General features: G+C 61.1%; 23 protein-coding genes. 7 read left to right on the top strand and 16 right to left on the bottom strand.

Annotated elements, in window-relative coordinates; genetic code table 11:
- Nucleotides 1-65 precede the first annotated feature (65 nt).
- On the top strand, nucleotides 66-545 hold the full coding sequence (locus EX00_RS13445; protein ID WP_047460273.1) for a class I SAM-dependent methyltransferase: 480 nt from the start codon (nucleotides 66-68) through the stop codon (nucleotides 543-545).
- A 105-nt stretch (nucleotides 546-650) separates the two neighbouring features.
- Here EX00_RS13445 and EX00_RS13440 read toward each other — a convergent pair whose 3' ends face one another.
- Both EX00_RS13440 and EX00_RS13435 read right to left on the bottom strand, forming a co-directional pair.
- Entirely contained in the window at nucleotides 651-1,529 is an 879-nt protein-coding gene (locus tag EX00_RS13440) for an FkbM family methyltransferase (protein WP_047458432.1), read from the bottom strand.
- A 29-nt stretch (nucleotides 1,530-1,558) separates the two neighbouring features.
- Entirely contained in the window at nucleotides 1,559-3,283 is a 1,725-nt protein-coding gene (locus EX00_RS13435; protein WP_047458430.1) for an adenylate/guanylate cyclase domain-containing protein, read from the bottom strand.
- 200 nt (nucleotides 3,284-3,483) lie between these two features.
- Between EX00_RS13435 and EX00_RS13430 the strand changes: the two genes are divergently transcribed.
- Entirely contained in the window at nucleotides 3,484-4,587 is a 1,104-nt protein-coding gene (locus tag EX00_RS13430) for a glycosyltransferase family 4 protein (protein ID WP_047458427.1), read from the top strand.
- A complete protein-coding gene (locus EX00_RS13425) occupies nucleotides 4,577-5,323 on the top strand; it encodes a polysaccharide deacetylase family protein (RefSeq protein WP_047458425.1) in 747 nt (248 codons plus the stop codon). Before EX00_RS13430 ends, EX00_RS13425 begins: the two co-directional genes overlap by 11 nt.
- On the opposite strand, the gene EX00_RS13420 is transcribed toward EX00_RS13425, so the two are convergent.
- The 3 genes from EX00_RS13420 to EX00_RS13410 all read right to left on the bottom strand — a co-directional run bounded on the left by EX00_RS13420 (nucleotide 5,320) and on the right by EX00_RS13410 (nucleotide 10,573).
- Nucleotides 5,320-6,150 (bottom strand): MBL fold metallo-hydrolase, encoded by an 831-nt coding sequence (locus EX00_RS13420; RefSeq protein ID WP_047458422.1) that lies wholly within the window; start codon nucleotides 6,148-6,150, stop codon nucleotides 5,320-5,322. The two genes, EX00_RS13425 and EX00_RS13420, sit on opposite strands and share 4 nt — an antisense overlap.
- Nucleotides 6,151-6,400: 250 nt before the next feature.
- Complete coding sequence (locus tag EX00_RS13415) at nucleotides 6,401-6,931, bottom strand: winged helix DNA-binding protein (RefSeq protein WP_047458419.1); 531 nt, start codon at nucleotides 6,929-6,931, stop codon at nucleotides 6,401-6,403.
- 9 nt (nucleotides 6,932-6,940) lie between these two features.
- Nucleotides 6,941-10,573 carry a hydantoinase B/oxoprolinase family protein gene (locus EX00_RS13410; RefSeq protein WP_047460270.1) on the bottom strand — a complete coding sequence of 1,211 codons (3,633 nt, stop codon included), beginning with the start codon at nucleotides 10,571-10,573 and terminating at the stop codon, nucleotides 6,941-6,943.
- 277 nt (nucleotides 10,574-10,850) lie between these two features.
- On the opposite strand from EX00_RS13410, the gene EX00_RS13405 reads away from it, so the two are divergent.
- Nucleotides 10,851-11,762, top strand: coding sequence for an agmatinase (locus tag EX00_RS13405; protein ID WP_047458416.1), 912 nt, complete (start codon nucleotides 10,851-10,853; stop codon nucleotides 11,760-11,762).
- 92 nt (nucleotides 11,763-11,854) lie between these two features.
- Here EX00_RS13405 and EX00_RS13400 read toward each other — a convergent pair whose 3' ends face one another.
- From EX00_RS13400 to EX00_RS13380, 5 genes are all read right to left on the bottom strand, one after another.
- Complete coding sequence (locus EX00_RS13400) at nucleotides 11,855-12,571, bottom strand: ABC transporter ATP-binding protein (protein WP_047458413.1); 717 nt, start codon at nucleotides 12,569-12,571, stop codon at nucleotides 11,855-11,857.
- Complete coding sequence (locus EX00_RS13395; protein WP_047458411.1) at nucleotides 12,552-13,316, bottom strand: ABC transporter ATP-binding protein; 765 nt, start codon at nucleotides 13,314-13,316, stop codon at nucleotides 12,552-12,554. The genes EX00_RS13400 and EX00_RS13395 overlap by 20 nt, the downstream gene beginning before the upstream one ends.
- Nucleotides 13,313-14,317 (bottom strand): branched-chain amino acid ABC transporter permease, encoded by a 1,005-nt coding sequence (locus EX00_RS13390; RefSeq protein ID WP_047458409.1) that lies wholly within the window; start codon nucleotides 14,315-14,317, stop codon nucleotides 13,313-13,315. Before EX00_RS13390 ends, EX00_RS13395 begins: the two co-directional genes overlap by 4 nt.
- A gap of 1 nt (nucleotide 14,318) precedes the next feature.
- Nucleotides 14,319-15,182 carry a branched-chain amino acid ABC transporter permease gene (locus tag EX00_RS13385; protein WP_007691834.1) on the bottom strand — a complete coding sequence of 288 codons (864 nt, stop codon included), beginning with the start codon at nucleotides 15,180-15,182 and terminating at the stop codon, nucleotides 14,319-14,321.
- A 111-nt stretch (nucleotides 15,183-15,293) separates the two neighbouring features.
- On the bottom strand, nucleotides 15,294-16,466 hold the full coding sequence (locus EX00_RS13380; protein WP_047458405.1) for an ABC transporter substrate-binding protein: 1,173 nt from the start codon (nucleotides 16,464-16,466) through the stop codon (nucleotides 15,294-15,296).
- A gap of 229 nt (nucleotides 16,467-16,695) precedes the next feature.
- On the opposite strand from EX00_RS13380, the gene EX00_RS13375 reads away from it, so the two are divergent.
- Complete coding sequence (locus EX00_RS13375) at nucleotides 16,696-17,052, top strand: type II toxin-antitoxin system RelE/ParE family toxin (RefSeq protein ID WP_047458403.1); 357 nt, start codon at nucleotides 16,696-16,698, stop codon at nucleotides 17,050-17,052.
- Nucleotides 17,045-17,368: a helix-turn-helix domain-containing protein gene (locus EX00_RS13370; protein WP_047458393.1), complete on the top strand. Its 324-nt coding sequence runs from the start codon at nucleotides 17,045-17,047 to the stop codon at nucleotides 17,366-17,368. Before EX00_RS13375 ends, EX00_RS13370 begins: the two co-directional genes overlap by 8 nt.
- Here EX00_RS13370 and EX00_RS13365 read toward each other — a convergent pair.
- From EX00_RS13365 to pcaD, 5 genes are read right to left on the bottom strand one after another with little or no spacing between them, the layout of a single operon-like run.
- Nucleotides 17,365-18,414, bottom strand: coding sequence for a 3-carboxy-cis,cis-muconate cycloisomerase (locus EX00_RS13365; protein WP_047458390.1), 1,050 nt, complete (start codon nucleotides 18,412-18,414; stop codon nucleotides 17,365-17,367). The two genes, EX00_RS13370 and EX00_RS13365, sit on opposite strands and share 4 nt — an antisense overlap.
- Nucleotides 18,415-18,417: 3 nt before the next feature.
- Nucleotides 18,418-19,032, bottom strand: coding sequence for a protocatechuate 3,4-dioxygenase subunit alpha (pcaG, locus tag EX00_RS13360; RefSeq protein ID WP_047458389.1), 615 nt, complete (start codon nucleotides 19,030-19,032; stop codon nucleotides 18,418-18,420).
- The gene (pcaH, locus tag EX00_RS13355; RefSeq protein WP_047458387.1) at nucleotides 19,032-19,781 is read right to left on the bottom strand and encodes a protocatechuate 3,4-dioxygenase subunit beta; all 750 of its coding nucleotides are present in this window, start codon (nucleotides 19,779-19,781) and stop codon (nucleotides 19,032-19,034) included. The genes pcaG and pcaH overlap by 1 nt, the downstream gene beginning before the upstream one ends.
- A 12-nt stretch (nucleotides 19,782-19,793) precedes the next feature.
- Nucleotides 19,794-20,198, bottom strand: coding sequence for a 4-carboxymuconolactone decarboxylase (gene pcaC, locus EX00_RS13350; protein WP_015917817.1), 405 nt, complete (start codon nucleotides 20,196-20,198; stop codon nucleotides 19,794-19,796).
- Nucleotides 20,191-21,003, bottom strand: coding sequence for a 3-oxoadipate enol-lactonase (pcaD, locus tag EX00_RS13345; RefSeq protein ID WP_047458382.1), 813 nt, complete (start codon nucleotides 21,001-21,003; stop codon nucleotides 20,191-20,193). The genes pcaC and pcaD overlap by 8 nt, the downstream gene beginning before the upstream one ends.
- Before the next feature lie 93 nt (nucleotides 21,004-21,096).
- Between pcaD and pcaQ the strand changes: the two genes are divergently transcribed.
- Nucleotides 21,097-22,023 carry a pca operon transcription factor PcaQ gene (pcaQ, locus tag EX00_RS13340; protein WP_047458380.1) on the top strand — a complete coding sequence of 309 codons (927 nt, stop codon included), beginning with the start codon at nucleotides 21,097-21,099 and terminating at the stop codon, nucleotides 22,021-22,023.
- A gap of 12 nt (nucleotides 22,024-22,035) precedes the next feature.
- Here the strand turns inward: pcaQ and pobA are convergent, their stop codons facing one another.
- On the bottom strand, nucleotides 22,036-23,208 hold the full coding sequence (pobA, locus tag EX00_RS13335) for a 4-hydroxybenzoate 3-monooxygenase (RefSeq protein WP_047458378.1): 1,173 nt from the start codon (nucleotides 23,206-23,208) through the stop codon (nucleotides 22,036-22,038).
- Nucleotides 23,209-23,241 lie beyond the last annotated feature (33 nt).

Raw genomic sequence — 23,241 nt, 5'->3', positions numbered from 1 at the left:
CGACATGCGCCATGCTACTCCGGCTGCGAGAGAGACACCACGATGCCAAGGACAAGACAGATACGATGAGCCGCCTGGATAGTTTCATCCGCCGCCTAACCGCGCAACGCGACATCCTCAACGGTATTGCAGATGAGGTTAAAACGCTCGATGGCCCGGTGCTGGAGCTCGGGCTTGGCAACGGCCGCACCTTCGATCACCTGCGCGAGCTTTTCCCCGGCCACCGCATCGTCGCTTTTGACCGCGCCGCCAACGCCTATGGTCCTTCTATGCCGGAGGCCGGCAATCTCGTGCTTGGCGAGATCAAGGATACCGCGAGGGATTTCATCGGCATCGGCGCCTCGCTTGCTCATGCCGATATCGGCACTGGCTATGAGGAGAAGGACGCGGTGACCCTGACCTGGCTGCCCGAGATCATGGTGGGCGTGCTGGCTCAGCGCGGGCTCGCCATTAGCGGTCTGTCGCTCGATCATCCCGATCTCGAGCCATTGCCTTTGCCGCCCGGCGTGAAGGCGGGCCGTTATTTCATCTATCGGCGCCGATAGACGTTAGAGCGTTTCAGCGCTTCATAGAATCGCTGAAACGCTCTAACTTTTTGTTTTTACGCAATTCCGGGCGGAAAACCGCTTCGCACTTTTCCTGGAATTGCTCTAGTGCAGGAACAGGACGTCGAACTGCTCGCCCTCGATCGGCAGGTCGGCGACTTTCATCGGCACGGTGCGATCTTCGAAAAAGGCGAGGCACTCCGTGTAGTAGCCAGCAAGATCGGAGATGAAAGCGGTTGTCTGTTCCTTGCCATAGAAGGCTGGTGTGAACTCCATGTAGAGCGGCACCTTGAGGGCCATCAATGCCTGCATCGACCTTACGGCGACGGGCTCATACCCCTCGATATCCATCCAGATCAGCCCGACATCGGCAGCCTCGACGTTGGCTTCGCCGAGAATATCGGTGACCGGCCGGACCGGCACGGAAATCTTCTCGTCGCTCGGGCTTTGGCGCAAGGCGCTGCTTTTGCCGTGGTTGTTGTGATTCAGGTAGAAATCGAGCTGCCCCTCGCGGTCGCCGGCGGCGCAGTTGACCGCCGTCACCAGATCCTGAAATCCGTTATCGGCGATATTGGTCGTCAGGAGCCGGAAATTACGTGGGTCGGGCTCTACAGCGACGATGCGGCGATAGGCACCGCTGAGCGCGAAGTAGCAGGTCTGCGTACCGATATTGCCGCCGAGTTCGAGCAGCACCGTCCCCTTGCGCAACAGTCCACGTTCGCGCAACACGATCAACAGCCGGTCGACATGATCGCGCTCGAAATGCCCTTTGCGGAACACTTTGCGACCGATGTAATCGGCCGGTGAGAAGCTCATGACATGATCGCCACAATCCACCGTCATGGTCCGCACGCGCGGACCGACGGCGCTGATCAGGATATCGCGGCCGAGGCGCGTATCGAACAGGCGCGTGGCGATGCGATCCCTGGCCTTGCGAAGGGTACGCTTCCAGAATTTAGCGGTCAGAATCTTACGGTCGAACATCGGGCGTCATCCCTACACGCCTGAACGGCCTATGCAAAGCGGGCACTCTCTTCCTTCGCAACGATGTAAACGCGCAGAGGCTCGGCACGGCCGCGAACCGCAATTTCGCGGCTTTCGATGCCGGCGACATCGACACCGGAAAGGCTTGCCACGGGCTCGGAAAAGACAAGGGTACGGTTGAACTCCTTGGCGGCGCTTTCCAGGCGGCTGGCGACATTGACCGTATCGCCGATCGCCGTCACGTTCTTGACATTGCCGTAGCCCATCGAGCCGACCACCGCCGATCCGGTATGCAGGCCTATGGCGATTTCGAGCGGAGCCGCGAGGTCATCCGCCAGTTCCGCGCTCAACTTGTCAATTTCCCTGACGATTTCGGCTGCCGCCTTCAGCGCCTGACGGCTGGCTTCCTTCGGTGTGGTGCGCAGGCCGAACAGTGCCATGGCGCCGTCGCCGATGAATTTATCCATCCGACCGCCATTCTCCTCGACGATGCGCCCAACGATGGCAAAATAACGGTTGAGCAGGAAGACGATATCGAAGGGCAGGCGCGCCTCGGTCAGCGCGGTAAAATGGCGCAGGTCGCAGAAAAAGACGACGATCTCGCGCTCGCGGCCAGGACTTGCCGTCTGGCTGTAGACGGGAATGGCCGCCTCCGCCATCGGCGTCAGAAGCGGCACGACACTGATATTTCCCGTCGGGCGCAACTGGCAGGCGAGGCGGACATCCGGTGTCGCGCCGATCCGGTTCAGGGTCTTTTGCTCCAGTCCTTCGGGTGGCGGCAGGTTCTCCGCGCCCTCTATGATCTGGACGCGACAGGTGGAACATTGCCCCTTGCCGCCGCAGACCGAATAATGGGGGATGCCACCGAGGCGGCTGGCTTCGAGCACGGTGAAGCCTCGCGGTGCGTGTACGACTTCGCCGCTCGCGTAGCGGATCGCCACCTGATGCTGCCGTTCGCGCAGTCTTCGATGGGTGCGGAAGGCGAAGAGGCCGAGGATCGACATGCTGAAAGCGCCGTAAAAGCCGGCGCGATAGGGCCATAGGGTACTGCTCGCCCGGCTGCCTGGCATGGAGCCGGCTTCGCCAAGGCTGCGCACATCGCTGTAATAGCCGCCGCGAAGACCGCGCTCGTCCTCTTGTGCCGCCTCGTGCGATACCGTCTTTCCCATGGCCGCGAAACCGAGCAGGGCAAGAACCGGAAGCGTGATGGCGAAGGACAACATGACGGGCGCAATGGCCGTGTACCAGGCACGATAGCGCAGCCAGAAATGGATGCCGATGCAGCCATGGATCCAGACGATCAGGAGGACGATCGACTGGCGCACGCCGTTGAGCGGCGAAGAGACCCAGAGGCTGCGAACGATGGCCCGGTAATTGTCGTGATAGCCGTAGATCTCGTGAACGATGCGCGTGGCGATGATGTGATCGATCAACAGCAGGGGCACCATCAAGCCGGTAACGATCTGGAAGGCCTCGCCTGCCGGCATGACCAGAGTGCGGCGCTTGTAGAGCATGCGCAGGACGAGGAGGATATGGACGATCAAGGCGCCGTAGAAAAGAACGGTGCCAACCGGATTGCGCCAGACCGCCATGAACCAATGCTGGGCATGATCGGCAACGTTGAGCGAGATCAATCCAAGGGAATGATTGGCCAGATGCATGATCACGAAAACGAAGATGATCAAACCGGAGCCAAGCCGGAATTTTCGCACGAGACGATCGGATATGATGGGTTTTCTTGCCTCTGTGGTCATCAAATCCAATTTACATTGCCCGTTCACAAGGGGACGGAAAACAGTTATCGCCTAATCATCTAGCTGCAATGCCGCATGCTGTCGAGAATGCGGTCGTTGAAGTCAGGGCCTTAATTGTCAAGCAACCCGCCGGAATTCGGGCATTTCCCGTCACATTTCCGCGCAGAACTATCACTTAATTGTCAACTATTGGCCGCGCCATGAAGATCGCCTTCTACGCTCCTCTGAAGTCGCCCAATCATCCCGTACCATCGGGCGATCGGTTGATGGCGCGTCTGATCATCGCGGCCTTTGAGATGGCGGGACACCAGGTCGAGCTTGCCTCCGAACTGCGCAGTTTTACACCGACGCCGGAGGCCGGGCCGCGCGCCGAGATCGCCCGGAAAGCGGAAGCGGAAATCGACAGGCTGCTGGAAAAATGGCGCGGCGAGACTGCGCCGGACCTCTGGTTTACTTACCATCCCTACTACAAGACGCCGGACATGATCGGCCCTCGGGTGGCGGCGAGCCTTGGCATTGCCTATGTCACCGCCGAGGCATCCTATGGCAGGCGGCACGACGATAATGGCTGGGGCGACAATCAGCGTCTTATCGCCGACGCCGTGCGGCAGGCCGCAGTCAATCTGTGCTTTACCGAGCGCGACCGGATCGGCCTTGTCGACGCCATCCCAGAGGGGCGATATGAGCGCTTCCTGCCATTCATCGACACTGTGCATTTCGGACCTATGATCGGCAAGCGCACGCCGCATCGGCTGATTACCGTTGCGATGTTGCGCCGCGGCGACAAATTCGACAGCTATGTGATGCTCGCCCGGGCACTGGAGCTGATCCGGGATCGGAACTGGACGCTCAGCATTATCGGCGACGGACCGATGCGAGCGGAGGTCCGAGCCCTGTTTGCCGGTTTCGAGAGCAATCGTATCAGCTGGCTCGGAGAGCGCACAGCGCCGGAGATCGTCGCCGAGCTGCGGGCAGGGGGCATCTATGTCTGGCCCGGCTGTGGCGAGGCCTATGGTCTGGCCTATCTCGAAGCGCAGGCGGCGGGCCTGCCGGTCGTGGCGCAGGCGACAGCTGGGGTACCGGAAGTGGTGATGAATGGGGTAACGGGGATTTTGACGCCCGGGGGCGATCTGAAGGCCTATGCCGGTGCGATCGCACGGTTGCTGGGCGACGACTGGGAGTGGAGTGCGATGGCCAAGGCGGCCCATCGCTTCGTTCAGGAGGAGAGGTCCTTGACCGGGGCCTCGAAACGACTTGAGGCCATTCTGCGGAAACATCTGGGAGACACCTATTATGAGCGATAGAGCCGAATGGCAGCCTTTGCGCGACGAATTACAGCGCTGGGCCGAGGCCGGGCGGAAGGCAACGCTATGGTTTCGCGACGACGACGCCATCGAGCCGACTGTTGCCCTCGACCAGTTGCTGGCGCTCTCGGACAGATACGGCGTGCCCATGGCCCTGGCGGTCATTCCCGGCCCCACCGGTAAGCCGCTTGCAGACCGCCTCGCACGCCAGGAAGCCCTGACCGTCACGGTCCATGGCTGGACACATCACAACTACGCGCCGGACGAGGCGAAAAAGCAGGAACTGGGTCTGCACCGCCCGCAGGCGATCGTGCTGGATGAACTCCGCCGGGGTTTCGATAAGCTCAAAGACCTCTACCCCCGGCAATTCGCGCCGATGCTGGTGCCGCCGTGGAACCGCATCGACAAGGCTCTGCTGCCGGAGCTTGCCCCCTTCGGCTATCGCGCCGTTTCCGTCTACGGATTGGCGAAGCCGAGGCCGATCGCCTTGGTCAACACCCATGTCGACATCATGGACTGGCACGGCACGAATGGGGGGCGCCCGCATGGGGAGCTGGTGGACGTCTTGGTCGGCGAGCTCAAAAACCGTTTCGAGGGCAATGACGAGCCGATCGGCATCCTGACGCATCATCTCGTCCATGATGCGCTGGCATGGGATTTCATCGACACGCTATTTCAGGAAACAGCCCGCCATGCCGCCATCGATTGGCGCCCGGTCGGCGATTTCATGGCTTAAAGCTCGATGAGCTGGCGGTCGAAAGCGGCAAATGCGCCAGGGAAGCTTTCGCGCGCGTCGCGCTGCATATCGTCCAGGTCCTTGTCCGTGCGCCATTGCGCATGATGGAAGAGCGCAAGGCGCTTCGCGCCCGCCGCTTTCGCCAATTTGACGCCCTCCTGCCAGGTGGAATGCCCGAATCCCAGATGCTTCGGTATCTCCGCTTCGGTATAGGTCGCGTCGTAGACGGCGAGATCGGCTCCGGCCATCAGTGAAAGGGCCGCTTCGTCCATATGGCCGTTCACATGCTCGGTATCGTAGACCAGCGCGATGATCCGGCCCGCCCATTCGATGCGGTAGCCGACGCAGCCGCCCGGATGGTTGAGCGTGGCGGTGTGGATGACGATGCCCGGGTGCGGCTTCAGCGTATCGCCGGCCGCAAAATCGCGAAACCCCATGGTGGCGCGACAGATATCCGGTTCCACCGGAAACCACGGCGGCCGCATGAACTGGCCGATCAGTTGCCGCGTCGTCGTTTTGCCCGCGAGGTGGCCCGACCAGAGATCGACGCTGACCCCGGGATCGTAGATCGGCTTGAAGAAGGGCAAGCCGATCATGTGGTCGTAATGCGAGTGGGTGAAGAAGACATCGACATCACGAACGCCATCTTTCGCGAGCGACAATGCGGCCTCCCGCGCTCCGGTTCCGGCGTCAAAAATAATGCGCCTGCCGTCATGCCGTAATTCGATGCAGGACGTATTCCCGCCGTAACGTTCGAATTCCGGTCCCGATACGGGGATACTTCCCCGCACACCCCAGAATCTAAGCTCGAAACTATCGTTTTTCATAGAAGTTTTGACACCATTCCCCTTTCCGTCAACGTAAGCACACTTTTCCTACCGTGCGAAGCCAGCAATTTTCACAAAAGTCATGCTCCTGTGAAAACAAAATCCCGTCGTTTCATCAACGCAGGTGCTCGGCTGACGTTCAACAATAGATCGCACTGATCTAATATAGGTATGCGGTCGCGGAATAGATAATCTTTCGAAAGCCAAGTATGGCCTCGAAGAAAAGGGCATCAGGTGCCTGTAAAAACGATCACAGGGTCGCGGCCGACCGGGCTGCCTGTTCGTAATAGCCGGACAGTGCCCTCAGATGCGATGCGATCCCGGAAAGATCGTCCTGCGACAGGCCGGAGACCTTGGTCGCCTCCACCAACAATCGCTCGCGGATCTCGGAATAGCGCGTCAGAGCTTCCAGGCCCCTGTCGGTGACCTGGATCTGCTTTTCCTTGCCGCTCTTGCCAGTCTTCACGAGGCCGGCAGCCTCCAGCTTCTTCACGGCGTAGTTAGCGACATGCGTGTCCTCGATGTCGAGCACGAGGCAGAGATCGGAGAGCGTCTTCGGCCGCTCGCGGTGCCGCACGGAATGGATGATCAGGATCTCGATCGGCGAGAGGCCGGGAACGCCAGCAGCCGCCATGCAACGCACGATCCAGCGGTTAAACGCATGCGAAAACAGGATCGATCCATATTCCAGCTCGGAGAGCGCAGGAGATGTACCAACCGCCAGATGGGAGGATGACACGATCAGTTCTCGGGGCGTTTTTCCGTCCTTTGGCCAGTCCATGGCGCGCTCCTATCTCTCTTTCTTGCCGTAGCCGCCGCCGGTTGGCGTGACCACGGTAAAGGCTTCGCCGGCTTCCAGCACCGTATGGGCGGAACCGATCAGCTCTTCGATCGTGCCGTCATTACGCCGGACATAGTTGCGCCCGGTCTGACCCGGCTCGCCGCCCTTGACGCCGAAGGGGGCGACACGGCGATGGCCGGAGAGTACGGCGAATTCCAGCTTTTCGCGGGTGCGGATCGTGCGCTGCGTGCCGTTGCCGGCGCTCCACTTGCCGCGTCCGCCGGAATTCGGGCGGATATGGAAATCCTCCAACACCACGGGGAAGCGGGTCTCGAGGATTTCCGGGTCGGTCAGGCGTGAATTGGTCATGTGCGTATGAACCGCATCGGCGCCGCTGAAGCCGGGGCCGGCGGGCGCGCCGGAGCAGATCGTCTCGTAATATTGGTAGACTTCATTGCCGAAGGTCAGATTGTTCATCGTCCCTTGCGCGGCGGCAAGCGTTCCGACCGCGCCGAACAGGCAGTTGGTGACGGCCTGGCTCACTTCGACATTGCCGGCAACGACGGCGGCCGGATATTTTGGTGTCAGCATGGTGCCTTCCGGAATGACGATCCGGACCGGTCGCAGGCAACCGGCATTCATCGGAATATCGGCCTCGACCAGGACGCGGAAGACATAGAGCACGGCGGCGCGGGTGACTGGCTGCGGAGCATTGAAATTGTCAGCACGCTGCTCGGAGGTGCCGGTGAAATCCACCGTCGCCTCGCGCTTGTCCCTGTCGATCGAAATCTTGACGACGATCTTGCAGCCCTGATCCATCTCATAGCTGAATTCGCCATCGGGCAGTCGGTCGAGGACGCGGCGCACGCTTTCAGCGGCATTGTCCTGAACATGGCCCATATAGGCGTCGACCACGTCTTCGCCGAAGTGGACGATCATCTTTTTCAGTTCGGCGACGCCCTTCTCATTGGCGGCGACCTGCGCCTTCAGATCGTTGACGTTCTGCGCCAGCTGCCGCACGGGATAGCGCGCGCCAAGCAAGAGCGACGACAATTCCTCCTCGCGGAAGCGACCACGATCGAGCAGCTTGAAATTGTCGATATAGACGCCTTCCTCCTCGATATGGGTGGCGAGCGGCGACATCGAGCCCGGCGAGATGCCGCCAATATCGGCGTGATGGCCGCGGCTGGCGACCCAGAAGCGTATCTCCTTGCCGGCATCGTCGAAGACCGGCGTACAGACGGTGAGGTCTGGCAGGTGCGTGCCGCCGTTGTAAGGAGCATTGATCAGGAAGACGTCGCCGGGATGGATGACCGCGTTCTCGCGGATGGCGGTCGCGACCGAGGCGTCCATGGAGCCGAGATGAACCGGCATATGCGGCGCGTTCGCGACGAGATTGCCTTCGGCATCGAAGACCGCGCAGGAGAAATCCAGTCGCTCCTTGATGTTGACGGAATAGGCGGTGTTCTGCAGCGTCACGCCCATCTGCTCGGCGATCGACATGAAGAGATTGTTGAAGATCTCCAGCATCACCGGATCGGCCTTGGTGCCGATGGCGGTGCGCTGCGGCAGCGCCTTGATACGGGTGAGGACGACGTGGTCCTTCGCCGTCAGCTTTGCCTGCCAGCCGTCTTCGATGACAATGGTCTGGTTCGGCTCGATGATGATGGCCGGTCCGGTCACGGTCTGGCCGGGCAGCATCGCTTCACGCAGCACGACGGCTGCATCATGGCTCTCACCCTGGGAATGGAACGAGGTGTGGCGAGCCGCATCGGCTTCGCCCTTGCCCGCTTCTTTCCGTTCGAGATCGATCTCGGCCGCTGCTCCCCCGATGGTCTCGACTTCGACAGCCTCCACCACCAGCGGCTTGTCCTCGGCCACGAAACCGAAGCGGCGCTTGTGCAGCACTTCGAATTCGCTCCGCAGCCGCGCGGGATTGTCGAGTTCGGGAAAGGTCACCTCAACCGTCAGCATCGTATCCGTTCCGGCATAGCGGACATGAGCACGCAGGACGGTGCGGATGTCGGCCGTCGCCACGCCTTGTGCCTCTAGCTCCGGCAGGCACTCGCCTTGCAATTCCTTGCCCAGCGCGGCGATTGCGGCAGGTGCAGCCGCATCGAGCGACACGCCAAGTGCTTTCTGGCGCGTGGCACGGATATCGGCAAGGCCCATGCCATAGGCGGATAGCAGACCCGACATCGGATGCAGGAGAATGCTCTTCATGCCGAGCGCATCGGCGACCAGGCAGGCATGCTGTCCGCCGGCACCGCCGAAGCAGTTAAGGGCATAGCGCGTCACGTCATAGCCGCGCTGCACCGAAATTTTCTTGATCGCCTCGACCATGTTGGCGACTGCAATACGGATGAAACCATCCGCCACCTCTTCCGGGCTGCGGCCGTCACCGATCCTGGCTGCGAGTTCGGCGAACTTGCCGCGCACCGTCTCGATGTCCAGCGTCTGGTCCTGGTTCGGCCCGAAGATCGCCGGGAAGAATTCCGGCAGCAGCTTGCCAGTCATGACATTGGCGTCGGTGACGGCCAGCGGGCCGCCATTGCGGTAGCAGGCAGGGCCGGGAAAGGCGCCGGCGGAATCAGGGCCGACGCGGAACCGGTCGCCATCGAAATGCAGGATCGAGCCGCCGCCGGCCGCCACCGTATGGATCAGCATCATCGGCGCGCGGACGCGGACACCGGCAACTTCCGTTTCGAAAGCCCTCTCATATTCGCCGTCGAAATGGGCGACATCCGTCGACGTGCCCCCCATGTCGAAGCCGATGACATTGGCGAAGCCGGCCTGCTCGCCGGTCTTGGCGAGACCAACCACGCCGCCGGCCGGGCCTGAGAGAATGGCATCCTTACCCTGGAACATATCGGCGGCCGTCAACCCGCCCGACGACATCATGAACATGACGCGTGCGCCCGTGCGGGCGATATCGAGCTCGTCGGAAACCTGACCGATGTAGCGGCCGAGCACAGGCGAGAGATAGGCATCAACCACGGTAGTATCGCCACGGCCCACCAGCTTGATTAGCGGCGAGACTTCATGGCTGACGGAGACCTGCTCAAAGCCAATATTGCGGGCGATCCGGGCAACGGCCGCCTCGTGCTCAGGGAATTTATAGGCGTGCATGAAGACGATGGCGACGGCGCGATAGCCCTTGGCGCGCAGGTCCCGCAGGGCTGCTTCCACCGCCTGTTCGTCGAGAGCCTGTTCGACCGTGCCGTCGGCGAGCACACGCTCGTCAAGCTCGACGACATCGTCATAGAGTGCTTCCGGCTTGACGATCTCGGTCGCAAAGATCTTCTTGCGCTCCTGATAGCCGATGCGCAGCGCGTCGCGGAAACCCTTGGTCGTCACCAGCGCCAGCCGCTCGCCCTTGCGCTCCAGAAGCGCATTGGTGGCGACCGTCGTGCCCATGCGCACTTCGCCGATCAGGCCGGCCGGGATCGGTTCGCCATTCGCGAGGCCAAGATGCAGGCGAATGCCATAGATGGCAGCATCGCGATAGGCCTCAGGATTTTCCGACAAGACCTTGCGGGCATGCAGCTCTCCCGAGGGATCCCGCCCTACGATGTCGGTGAAAGTGCCGCCACGATCGATCCAGAAATCCCAATGACCCGCTACATTGCCTGACAAGACCATCTCCATCAAATCGCCGAAATTCTTACTGATAAAATATCGATAAATCGTCGATGTTTTATCGTCAAGAGTGAATAGGGATCGATTCCAGCAGGGGCGAAATATTACGCTTAGCGCCAAATCGGTATTAATGGTTTCCGCACTCGCAGCGGAGATGATATCTGTGTTACGCTCCGTCGATGAGACCCAGAGTTGGAAAGATGCGGGCATCCAGACACGACCCGATCCAGCATTCTCAACACCGAATTCTCGGCTAGACCATCGTTAAGACAATCCAGAAATGACCACTTCACGTCCTTTCCTCGACTTTCCCAATCGCTTCGCCGATGGCCGCGTGCCGCGCGCGGTGATCTTCGGAGCTGGTCACGGCAGCACCTATGCCGGGAAGGGCAGTAGCGGCCATGCCTTGGCCGCCGACGCCATTCGTGCTGCGAGCCAGGACGATGCCGCGCTCGTCGAACACTGGGATTTTGATCTCTGCGGCCCGCTTTTCGACGGAAAGCCGATCTGTTGCGTCGACGCCGGCGACATCCCGACAACCTTGCATGACAATGGCGGCAACCGGGCCAGGATCGAGACTAAGACGCGCGAGGTTCTGGCATTGCCGGCCATACCGATCCTGCTCGGCGGCGACTGTTCCGTGACCATTCCCTTCCTCAGTGGCTTTGCGGATCACGGGCCGGTCTGGATCCTGCAGATCGACGCTCATATCGACTGGCGCGACGAGATGCATGGCGAGCGCCACGGTTATTCGAGCCCGATGCGCCGCGCGAGCGAGATGCCGCATGTCGCCGGCATAGTACAGGTTGGCCTCCGTAGTGTCGGCAGCGCGCGCCTACCCGACATCGAAGCGGCACAGCACTATGGCAGCCGATTCGTAACCGCTCGCGAAGTTCACGCTGAGGGCGTCGAGGCCGCTCTCCGGCATATTCCCGAGGGAGCGCGGGTCGTCGTCACCCTGGACTGTGATAGTCTCGATCCCAGCATCATGCCGGGCGTAGCGGCGCGGACACCCGGCGGTCTCACCTATACGCAGGTGATCGACTTGATCGCCGGCCTTGGCAGGCGGGCAAAGATCGCAGGGTTTGATCTTGTCGAGCTCTATCCTCCCGCCGATATTGACGGCCTGTCGGCCCTGACCGCCGCGCGCCTTCTCGTCAATGTGATTGGGACCGTCGTCCGGCAGGTTTGAAACCTCGCTTCCGTTTCTCAGCATGACGGCCCGACAAAATTCTGTTCGCTGGCGGGAGGATACTCCCATGCGACTGGCGTCCGCTTAGGCGCCTAGTGCAGACCGCCGACGCCGAGCAGGCGTTCGACCGTCTCGTGATCCTCAGAAAGCGCACCCGGCGTGCCCTGCCAGGCGATCCGGCCACGCTCGAGGACGATAACCTGATCGGCGAAATCCAGTGCGCTCTGGATGCGCTGTTCCACCAGCAGGATGGTCATGTCGCCGGTCTTGGCGAGATTGGTAAAAGCTGCCATCAGTTCCTCGCAGATGACGGGGGCGAGACCTTCCAGCGGTTCATCAAGGAGCAGCACGGAGGGACGGCCGAGAATGGTGCGGGCGGTCGACAGCATCTGCTGTTCGCCGCCGGAAAGCTGGTTGCCCAGGTTCTTGCGGCGTTCCTTGAGGCGTGGAAACATGTCGTAGGCTTCCTGCAGCGCGGCCTTGGGGCGGCCCTTCAAGCCGACGGAAAGATTCTCCTCCACCGTCAGCGTCGGAAAGACATCGCGCGTCTGCGGCACGTAGCCGAGACCCTGATGCGCCCGCCTGGCGCTCGGCAGGCCGGTGACGTCGGTCGAGCCCAATCGGATGCTGCCTTCATAGCGGCGCGTCTGGCCGGCGAGTGTGGCAAGCAGCGTCGTCTTGCCCATGCCGTTGCGACCGAGCACGGCGAGCCGTGCGCCGGCCGGAACGGAAAAGGATACCCCTTCCAGCACCCGTGTCGGACCATAACCGGCTGAAAGGTTTTCCACTTCAAGCGGCGTGGCCGGCATTGGCATAGCTCCCCAGATAGGCTTCGCGCACCCGCGCATCCTTGGTGACGTCGGCGGGCGAGCCATCGAAGATGATGGTGCCGGCGGCGAGCACGACGACGCGCTTGGCGAAGCGAAAGACCAGATCCATGTCGTGCTCGATCATCAGAACGGCAAGGTCACTGGGCAGATCGGCCAGGGCTTGCTCGATGCGGCCGGTATCGCTTTGCGGCACGCCGGCGGCGGGCTCGTCGAGCAACAGCACTTTCGGTTTCAGTGCCATGGCGACGGCGATCTCCAGCAATCTCTGCTGGCCATAGGCAATTTCGCTGACCTTGCGATGCATGAGGTCGGCAAGGCCGAGTTTGCCCAGCAGATCGCCGGTCTCGGTCATGACGTTGCGCATGGCGAGGAAATTGCCGAACATGCGCCCGGAGCGGCCGGAGCGCTGCAGGATGGCAAGCGCCACATGCTCGGCTGGCGTCATATCCTGGAAAAGCCTCGTCACCTGGAAGGAGCGCACCAGCCCGCGCCGGACGCGGCCGATGGCGTCGATTTTGGTCACCCTCTCGCCGCCAAGACTGACCTCGCCAGCATCCGGCTTCAGGTTGCCGGTGACCAGATTGACGAAGCTGGTCTTGCCGGCACCATTCGGCCCGATCAGCGCCACGCGATCGCCTGGCGCCATCGACAGGCTGACATCATTGGTCACCGTCAATCCGCCAAAGGCTTTTCTGAGATGATTGACCTCGAAGATTGCGCTCATGAATGGGCCTCCCGGCGGCGCGCGAGATAGGCTGCGGCTGTGCCATAGATGCCCTTCGGCGCGAACAGTACCACGACGATCAGCAGCAGGCCGACGATGGTCAGCCAATGGAAGGGATTGGCGGCGGAGACATAATCCTCGAACAGCATGAAGACCAGCGTGCCAGCGAGCGCCCCGAACAGCGAGCCGGTGCCGCCGAGCACGAGCATGACAAGCGCCTCGGCCGATTGCGTGAAGGAGAGGCTATCGAGCCCGACCACCTGGGTCGAGATCGCGTTCAGCGCGCCGCCGACGCCGGCGACGGCGCCTGAGATCACATACATCTTGATCAGCGTGATCTTCGGCGAGACGCCCATGGCGCGGATGCGCAACGGATCCTGCCTTATGCCGCGACAGAGCATGCCGAAGGGCGAACGCACCAGAAAACGCAGCAGGATCAGGACGATCAGCAGCAATGCCACGCCGTAGAAATAGGCCGTATGCCCGTAGAGATCGAATTCGAACAGGCCGAACAGCGGATCGGTGGAGATGCCGGAGAGCCCGTCGCTGCCGCCGGTCCAACTGGATGCCTTGTTGGCGAATTCGTGGAAGAGGTAAATCAGCGCGATCGACAGCACGAGCTGCGGCAGGCCGTGGGCTCTCAGAATGACGATGCCACAGATCAGCCCCGCAACCGCGCCGGCAGCGATGCCGACCAGCGTCATCAGCAGGGGATCGTTGATGCCGTAATGCGCCGAGGCGATGCCGGCGGCATAGGCGCCGGCGCCGAACAGGGCCGCATGGCCGAGCGTCGCCACACCGCAATAGCCTGTGACCAGATCGAGCGACAGGACAAGCAGGGCAATGGCGATCAACCGCGTCAGTAGCGCGAGATTGTCGGGGAACAGCAGGTAGCCGGCGGCTGCCAGAACTAGGATGACCGCTATGGCGATACCATCTCGCTTGAACGCGAGACGGTTACTCTTGGCGGCGATGGTCTCTCGATCCATGGTCAATGCCATATCACTTCGCCCTTCCGGCTAGACCGCGCGGGAAGACGCAGACGATGGCGATGACGGCGAGATAGAAGAAGAACTCGCCATATTCCGGCATCAGATAGCGGCCGGTGGTATCGATGCCGCCAAGGATGAGGCAGGCAAGCAGCGCGCCCCCGATCGAACCGGCGCCGCCGACCGAGACGACCACGAGAAAGGTCACCATATAGCGCAGGGCATAATAGGGCTCGACCGGCAGCAGTTCGGCGCCGACGACGCCACCGAAGGCGGCAAGCCCGACGGCAACGGCAAAGCTGACGGCATAGACGATCTCGGTACGTACACCGAGAGCCGCCGCCATCGAGGCATTGTCGACGGAGGCACGAAGCTTTACGCCGAACGAAGTTTTCTCGATGGTGAACCATAACGCCAGGGCGACGACGAGCCCGCAGACGATTGCGAAGATGCGATGTGTGCCGATGGTCCGAAAGCCGAGATCGACGGAGCCTTGTAGCTCGCTTGGCAGCGGGATGGTCTTCAGTGTCGGGCCGAAGACATAATTGGCGATGCCGATGATGCAGAAGGTAATGCCAATCGTCATCAACACCTGTGTCAGCTCCGGCGCGCCGTAAATCCGGCGATAGAGCAGCCGCTCGATCGGGATGGAGATGATCACCGTGCCGACCACGGCCAGCAGAACCGCGGCGGCATAACCCAGGCCGAGATCCCGCGCCGCATAGGAGGCGATATAGCCGCCGATCATGGCAAAGGCGCCATGCGCGAGATTGACGACACGCATCAGCCCCATGGTGACGGAGAGGCCGATGGAAATCACGAACAGCACCATGCCGTAGGCGAGGGCATCGACTGCAATGCTGAACACGGTTTGCATGGGTCGGGCTGGTCCGTTCGCTTTTTTTGCTCTTACCTTAATCCTTCGCCGCTGGACCGGGCGCAAGCCGCCCGTTCCCTGGCCATATCGAAGGGCGGAGGAAAAGCCGCTTTATTTCGCCGCCGCCAAACCGGGATCACCCTGCTTTTCGAAGGTCTGGATTTCCTTGTTGTAATAGGTGCCGTCCGCCGCCTTGGCGACTTCGCGCAGATAGATGTTCTGCGTGATGTGCCGGCTTTCCGGATCGATGGTCACCGGGCCGCGCGGGCTGACCCAGGAGAGGCCCTTCACCGCGTCGACGGCCTTCTGAGCGTCCTGCTTGCCGCCTGTCTCCTCGATCATCTTGTAGATGACATGCATGCCATCGAAAGCGCCGACTGCCGGGAAGGTGAGTTCGGCCGGATTGCCGATCGCTTTGTCGGCAGCGGCGACGAAGGCCTTGTTTTCCGGGGAGTCATGCGAAATCGCGTAGTGGAAGGTCGTCTGCATGCCGAGTGCTGCGTCGCCAAGCGCCGGCAGATCGGATTCCTGCGTCAGGTCGCCGGGCGAAAACAGCTTGATGCCCGCACCCTTCAGGCCATTCTCGTTATAGGCCTTGACGAAGCCGAGCGTGGTCGGGCCGGAGGGCAGGAAGGCGAAGACGCCCTGCGCGCCGGAATCCTTGATGCGCTGCATGATCGGGCTGAAATCATTGGTAGACAGCGGCATGCGCACCGCCTCAACCACCTGGCCGCCGACCTTTTCAAAACCGGCCTTGAAGGCATTTTCCGCATCGACGCCGGGACCGTAGTCACTGACGACGGAGATGACCTTGTTGACGCCGCCGTCATGCGCGACCTTGGCGATCGGTGTCGATGTCTGCCAGGTCGTGAACGAGGTTCGCACCACCAGCGGGCTCTTGGTGACGATCGCCGACGTGGCGGCGTTGAAGATCACCATCGGCACATTGGCCTGCTTGAGGATCGGCGTCACGGCCATGGCATCCGGCGTGAAATAGAAGCCGGCCAGATATTGCACATGCTCCTTGACCACCAGTTCCTGCGCCGAAGACTTCGACTGCGCCGGATCGGCCTGCGGCACGTCGCGATAGATCACCTCGACCTCGTTGTCGCCAACCTTGCTGCCATGCATGGCCATATAGGCATCGATGCCGGCCTTGAAATTCTTGCCCTGCAGGGCGAAGGGCCCTGAAAACGGCCCGATGACGCCGATCTTGATCGTGTCGGCATAGGCGGCACTGCCGATGGCGATAGCCGCGATCGCGGCCAGAATAACCCGTTTCATATTTCTTCCTCCCCTACCGACCTGCTCCCCGGGCCAGCTTGCTTTTAAGCAGATCTGCTACGGTCAATCTGGCATACGAAATAGTGATGTAAAATGAAATAAACGCTTGCATCGATAATGCCAGGGTTATGATTTCGCCCAATGGAAAGCATAGGACAAAACCGCGCTTTTTTGGAATAGCTATTCGAGGCATTGTTGAAATAAGTAGGACCAGGTGCTATATAAAATCATGAATGAGCGAATATTCAAGACAAAGTGGTTCGGCAAGGCTGCCCGCAAAGCACATATTTCGGATGTTGAATTGCTGAAGGCTATCAAGCAGGTTGCCGATGGCAAGGCCGATGATCTCGGAGGCGGTGTTTTCAAGAAGCGATTGAATGACAATCGGCATCGCTCGATCATATTGACAAAGGCTGGCCACTTTTGGGTCTACGAATATCTGTTCGCAAAACAGGATCAGGCAAACATCGAGGATGACGAGCTGCTTCAATTTAGAAAACTCGCCAAATCATATGCGGGTCTTTCAGACGAGCAACTTCAGCACTTGGTGCAGATCGGCCATTTTATGGAGATCGGGAATGACTAAAACACGCAAGTATAGAAGCGATGCCTTTGAGGCGATCCATACTTCCGCTGAGGCCCTCTATAAAGTAGGGGCGATTGACAAGGAAACCTTGCGCTCCTTCGATGAGGATTGTCTAGCTGTGCCGACCGATTTCGAGCCGGCGGACATTAAGGCGTTGCGCGAGAGCAACCACGTGAGCCAGCCGGTTTTTGCACGCTATCTCAACACCAGCGAGTCGACCGTGCAGAAGTGGGAAAGTGGCGCAAAGCGGCCAAGCGGCATGGCGCTGAAACTGCTTTCGATCGTGCAAAAACATGGCCTTGCGGTCTTGAACTAAGCGGTTATTCCCAGCCGCTTCACGTTCCCGATCAACTCCCGCGCCGATCGCAGCGATGCGGCGGTGGCCAGCACCATCTGCGGCAACAGCAGCCACTCGAGCGTCCAGGCGGCACCCGAGCGTTCCTGCTCGTGCATGAGGGATTGATGGATGCCGGAAAGCTGGACGGCGTTGAAGCGGGCAAGCGAGACCAGGGTCTCGGCTGCGACCGGGTTCTGCTTGTGCGGCATGGCCGAGGAGCCGCCGCCGCCAGCAAGCTCGATTTCCTCGCCGGTCTGCGCCAGAAGAGCGACATCCTGGCCGATCTTGCCGAGACTGCCTGAGATCAGCGAGAGCAGGCCGGCGAACTCGGCAATGCCTCCCCGCTGGCTTTGCCATTGCGGCGCGTCCGTCAGGTCAAGCTCCTGCGCCAGCGAAGCCCTGATATCGGCGGCTTTGGGTACAAGCTTTTCCAGTGTGCCGACCGCGCCGCCGAACTGAAGCGGAAAGCTCTCCTGGGTCAGGCGGTCGCGATACTTGTCGAGTGGAGTGCGCCAGGCGCGCAACCGGTCGGATACCGTCATCGGAATAGCGGCCTGCATGCGGGTGCGGCCCATCAGCTGGTTCGTGCCGCATTGCTTGTCGAGTTTTTCGAGCCCAGCGGTGACGGCGAAAAGACGGCCGGTGAACAGGAAGGCGATTGCTTTCAGACGGATCATCAGACTGGTATCGATGACATCCTGGCTGGTGGCGCCGAAATGCACATGTTGTGCGGCCTCGCCGCCAACCGCCTTGCGCAATTGCTTGACGAGATCGGGAATGACGACGCCGTCCGTGGCCGTCGCCGATTTCAGGCTGGCAATGTCCGGTTGGAAGGTGCCGCAGACCTCCGTGATCCGCTGTGCCGCTTCCTGTGGAATGACACCATGCCGCGCCTCGGCCCTGGCGAGTGCTGCTTCGAAGGCGAGCATGGCGCGGATATCAGCTTCCGCTGAGAAATAAGCGGAAATTTCCTCGTCGCCGAGGAGGCCGGAGAGAAACGGGTGGTCGAAGGCGGAAATGCTCATGGTCTATATATCGAGGAAAACCGTTTCCTTGTCGCCCTGCAAATGAATGTCGAGCGTATAGACCGACCCTTCCTGACTGGCGATCAGGGTGGCGACACGTTGGCGATGCTCGATGCGGGCAAGCAACGGATCCTCCGCATTGGCCTCGGCCTCGTCGGGAAAATACATCCGCGTATGCAGGCCGATATTGATGCCGCGCGCCACGATCCAAAGCGTAATATGCGGCGCCATCTTACGCCCGTCCTTATAGGGAGCGCGGCCGGGCTTCACCGTCTCAAACGAGAAAACGCCATCTTCGGCGCTGGTCGGGCAGCGGCCCCAGCCGCTGAAATTGGGATCGGCTGTGCCGCGCATTTCCGAAGGGCTGTTGTAGAGCCCGGCACTGTCTGCCTGCCAGATCTCGACGACGGCATCCTTCACCAGCGTGTCGGCGCCATCAAAAATCCGGCCCTTGACGGTGATGTGTTGCCCCAGCGTCTTGTCGTTGACCATGGACGTGCCGAGATCCGCGTCATAGACGCCGCCAATGTCGCAAAAGTTCGGTGTCAGGCCGATATGGACATAGGGGCCTGCCGTCTGCGACGGCGTTTCCTTGAGGTAGCCGATTTCCCTAACCATCAGTTGCCCTCCAGCCGGTTTTCGAACAGGGTAGAGCGGCGGCCGCGCAACACGATGTCGAATTTATAGGCGCGCGCGTCCATCGGGATCGTATGGCCCCAGTCGAGCGGCGCGATCAATTGCTCGATCGCCTTCTTGTCGGGGATCGTGCCGACGATCGGACATTTCCAGATCATCGGATCGCCCTCGAAATACATCTGCGTGATCAGCCGCTGCGCAAAGCCGTGGCCGAAGACCGAGAAATGTATATGCGCCGGCCGCCAGTCGTTGACGCCGTTCGGCCAGGGATAGGCACCGGGCCGGACCGTGCGGAAGGCATAGTGGCCATCCTCGTCGGTGATGGCACGGCCGCAGCCGCCGAAATTCGGATCGAGGGCGGCGAGATAGGTCTCTTTCTTGTGACGATACCGCCCGCCGGCATTGGCTTGCCAGAATTCGAGCAGAGCGCCCGGAACCGGCCGATTGCGCTCGTCGAGCACGTGGCCATGCACGATGATACGCTCGCCGATGGCGCTTTCGCCGGGCTTGGCGAAGTTATGGATCAGGTCGTTGTCGAACTCGCCGAGAATGGAATGCCCGAAGACCGGGCCGGTGATCTCGGAGATCGTGCCGTCCAGCGACAGGAGCGCGCGCTGTGGAGAGCGCAGCACCGAGGTCTTGTAGCCGGGCGTCAAGGCCGGCGCGTGCCAGGCGCGATCACGCCCGAAAAAGGCGCCGGTTTCGGGCCTGCTATTGCTTTTGTCAGACATTGTTGCCTCGCTTCAAGCCGCCTTCTCGGCGTCCATCTGTTCGAAAACCTGCTTGGCGATCTTGATCGCGTGATTGGCGGCCGGCACGCCGGCATAGATCGCCACATGCAACAGCGCTTCGCGGACATCGTCGCGTGTCGCGCCGGTATTGATCGTCGCTCGGACATGCATCGCCACCTCATCATCCTGGCCAAGTGCGGCCAGAAGCGCGATGGTGACGATCGAGCGCTCGCGCTTGCTGAGCGTCGGACGCGACCAGACATGACCCCACGCGGCTTCGGTGATCAGCTCCTGGAAAGGCTGGTCGAACTCCGTCGATGCTGACTGGGCGCGGTCGACATGGCTGTCGCCAAGAACGGCGCGTCGCGTCGCCATGCCCTGGCGATAGCGCTCGGACGGAGCGTTGGGTTCATTCATGGGGTCTTTCTCCATGCAAGGCGAAATCGATGAAGGCGCGAATGACGGCGGTTAGCGCCTCGGGCTGTTCGACGCAGGGAATGTGTCCCGCATCCTTGATCACTTCATAGCGCGCATTCGGAATGAGCTTGGCGGTCGACAACACCAGGTCCGGCGGTGTTGAGCCGTCCTGATCGCCGACGATGCAGATGGTCGGCACCGCGATCTTCTTCGCGGCCTCGGTAAAATCGGCATCACGCAGTGCCGCGCAAGTTGCTGCGTAACCAGCCGCCGGCTGACGGGCCAGCATATTGGAGTAGCCGGCGAAGGCGGTGTTTTCCGGGCGGCGGAAAGCCGGCGTAAACCAGCGCTCCATTACCGCGTCGACGATCGATTCGATACCATGCGCTTCCACCTGTGCGATCCGGGCATTCCAGGTATCGGGGGTGCCGATCTTGTGGGCGGTGTCGCAAAGGATGAGCGCCCGCACCAGATCCGGCCGGCGCTGATAGAGCGACTGTGCGATCAGCCCGCCGACCGAAAGGCCGCAAATGACGGCGTTCTTGACATTGAGCAGATCGAGCAGCCCGGCGAGATCGGTGGCATGGTCCTCGATGGCATAGGGCACCCGGCCGATATCGGAGAGGCCATGGCCACGCTTGTCATAGAGAACGATGGCGAAATCGCCGGCCAGCCGCACGATCACGTCGCGCCAGATGCGAAAATCGGTGCCGAGCGAATTGGCAAAGACAAGCACCGGCTTGTCACCGGCAGCACCGATGATCTGATAATGGATCGTGACGTCATTGATACGGGCGAACTGCACTGGAAATCTCCTCGACAGCGAGATTGTCGGTTTAATCTGGTTAAGTAAAATGATATTTTATGGCTTTCCGATAACCAAAAGGTTATTAAAACCATGATCGACACCCGCGTCAAATTCCGCCATCTCCAGACTTTTGTCGAGGTCGCGCGGCAGAAAAGCGTGGTCAAGGCGGCCGGGCTCTTGCATGTCAGCCAGCCGGCGGTGACCAAGACCATTCGCGAACTGGAGGAGGCGCTGGGCGTCGCGGTGTTCGAACGCGACGGGCGGGGCATCAAAATCACCCGCTACGGTGAAGTCTTCCTGCGCCATGCGGGGGCGGCGCTGACGGCGCTGAGGCAGGGCCTCGATTCCGTTTCGCAGGAACGATCCGGCGAGGCGCCGCCGATCCGGATCGGCGCGCTGCCGACTGTGTCGACGCGGATCATGCCGCGGGCGATGGAACTGTTCCTGAAGGAAGAAACCTGGAGCCGCATCAAGATCGTCACCGGCGAGAATGCCGTGCTGCTCGAGCAGCTCCGCGTTGGCGATCTCGATCTCGTCGTCGGGCGCCTGAGCAGTCCTGATAAGATGGCAGGTTTTTCCTTCGAGCATCTTTATTCCGAACAGGTCGTCTTCGTGGTGCGGGCAGGGCATCCGCTGCTGAAGGCCAGACAATCGCTGTTTTCCAATCTCGGCAAATATACGATCCTGATGCCGTCGCGCGGCTCAATCATCCGCCCCTTTGTCGAGAGCTTTCTGATCTCCAACGGTGTCGCCACCCTGCCGAACCAGATCGAGACGGTATCGGATTCCTTTGGTCGCGCCTTCGTGCGCTCCAGCGATGCAGTCTGGATCATTTCGACCGGCGTCGTCGCCGGCGACGTCGAGGATGGTCTGCTGAGCTTGCTGCCCATCGACACCAGCGAGACGAGGGGACCGGTTGGGCTCACCATGCGTACCGACGCCATTCCCAGCATGCCGCTGTCGATCCTGATGCAAACGATCCGCGAGGCGGCAGACGAGGTCGCGAAGAAGCGCTAAGCCACCGCGATCTCAATAGGGCAGGCCAACATAATTCTCGGCAAGGGCCGTCGACGCCGCGCGCGAATGCGTGAGGTAGTCGAGCTCCGCCTCCTGGATCTTCTGGTCGAAATCGCCGGTATCGGGGAAGCGATGCATCATCGTCGTCATCCACCAGGAAAAGCGCACTGCTTTCCAGACGCGCGCAAGTGCGTGGGCGGAATAGGTGTCCAGGCCGGCATTGGAGCGATCCTGATAGTGCTCCGCCAGTCCTAAGAAGAGATAATGGACGTCGCTCGCTGCAAGGTTCAGACCCTTGGCGCCTGTCGGCGGTACGATATGAGCGGCATCGCCGACGAGGAACAGGCGGCCGAAGCGCATCGGCTCGGCAACGAAGGAGCGCAGCGGCGCGATCGATTTCTCGAACGAGGGTGCGGTGACCAGGGCCTCGGCATGGTGGGCGGGCAGGCGCCGGCGCAGCTCATCCCAGAAACGGTCGTCGCTCCAGTTCTCAACCTTCTCGTCAAGTGGGCACTGAATGTAGTAGCGGCTGCGCGTCATCGACCGCATCGAGCAAAGTGCAAAGCCGCGCGGATGGTTGGCATAGATCAATTCATGATTGACGGGCGGGGCGTCCGCGAGCAGGCCGAGCCAGCCGAAGGGATAGACCTTCTCGAAGCAGCGGATCGCCTTTTCCGGAACCGATTTGCGGCTGACGCCATGAAAGCCGTCGCAGCCGGCGATGAAATCGCAATCGATGCGGTGGGTGACGCCGTCTTTCTCATAAGTGACATAGGGTGCGGCGCCCTCGAATTCATGCGGGCAAACATTTGCGGCGTCATAGATCGTCAGGCCGCTGCTTTGCTCGCGCTGCGCCATCAGATCACGGGTCAACTCTGTCTGGCCATAGATCATCACGCGCTTGCCGCCGGTCAGGCTGTGAAGATCGATGCGGTGATCCCGCCCGTCGAAAGCCAGTGAAAAACCGTCATGCGGCAGGCCCTCGGCGTGCAGCCGCGCTGCGGACTTCGCCTTGTCCATCAGCCAGACCGTGCCTTCCTCCAACACGCCAGCCCGCACGCGGCCGAGAATGTAATCCTTGCCGACGCGATCGAGAATGATGTTGTCTATGCCAGCTTCCGTCAGCAATTGGCCGAGCAGCAGGCCGGAAGGACCGGAACCGATAATGGCAACCTGAGTACGCATGGGCTCCTCCCGCGCTTCGTCTTTTGTTGAACT

The organism is Martinezella rhizogenes, assembly GCF_000799715.1.
GTDB classification, from domain to species: domain Bacteria; phylum Pseudomonadota; class Alphaproteobacteria; order Rhizobiales; family Rhizobiaceae; genus Rhizobium; species Rhizobium rhizogenes_C.
Note: the sequence above shows the minus strand (reverse complement) of the source record. Positions and strands in the feature narration are given on the sequence as shown.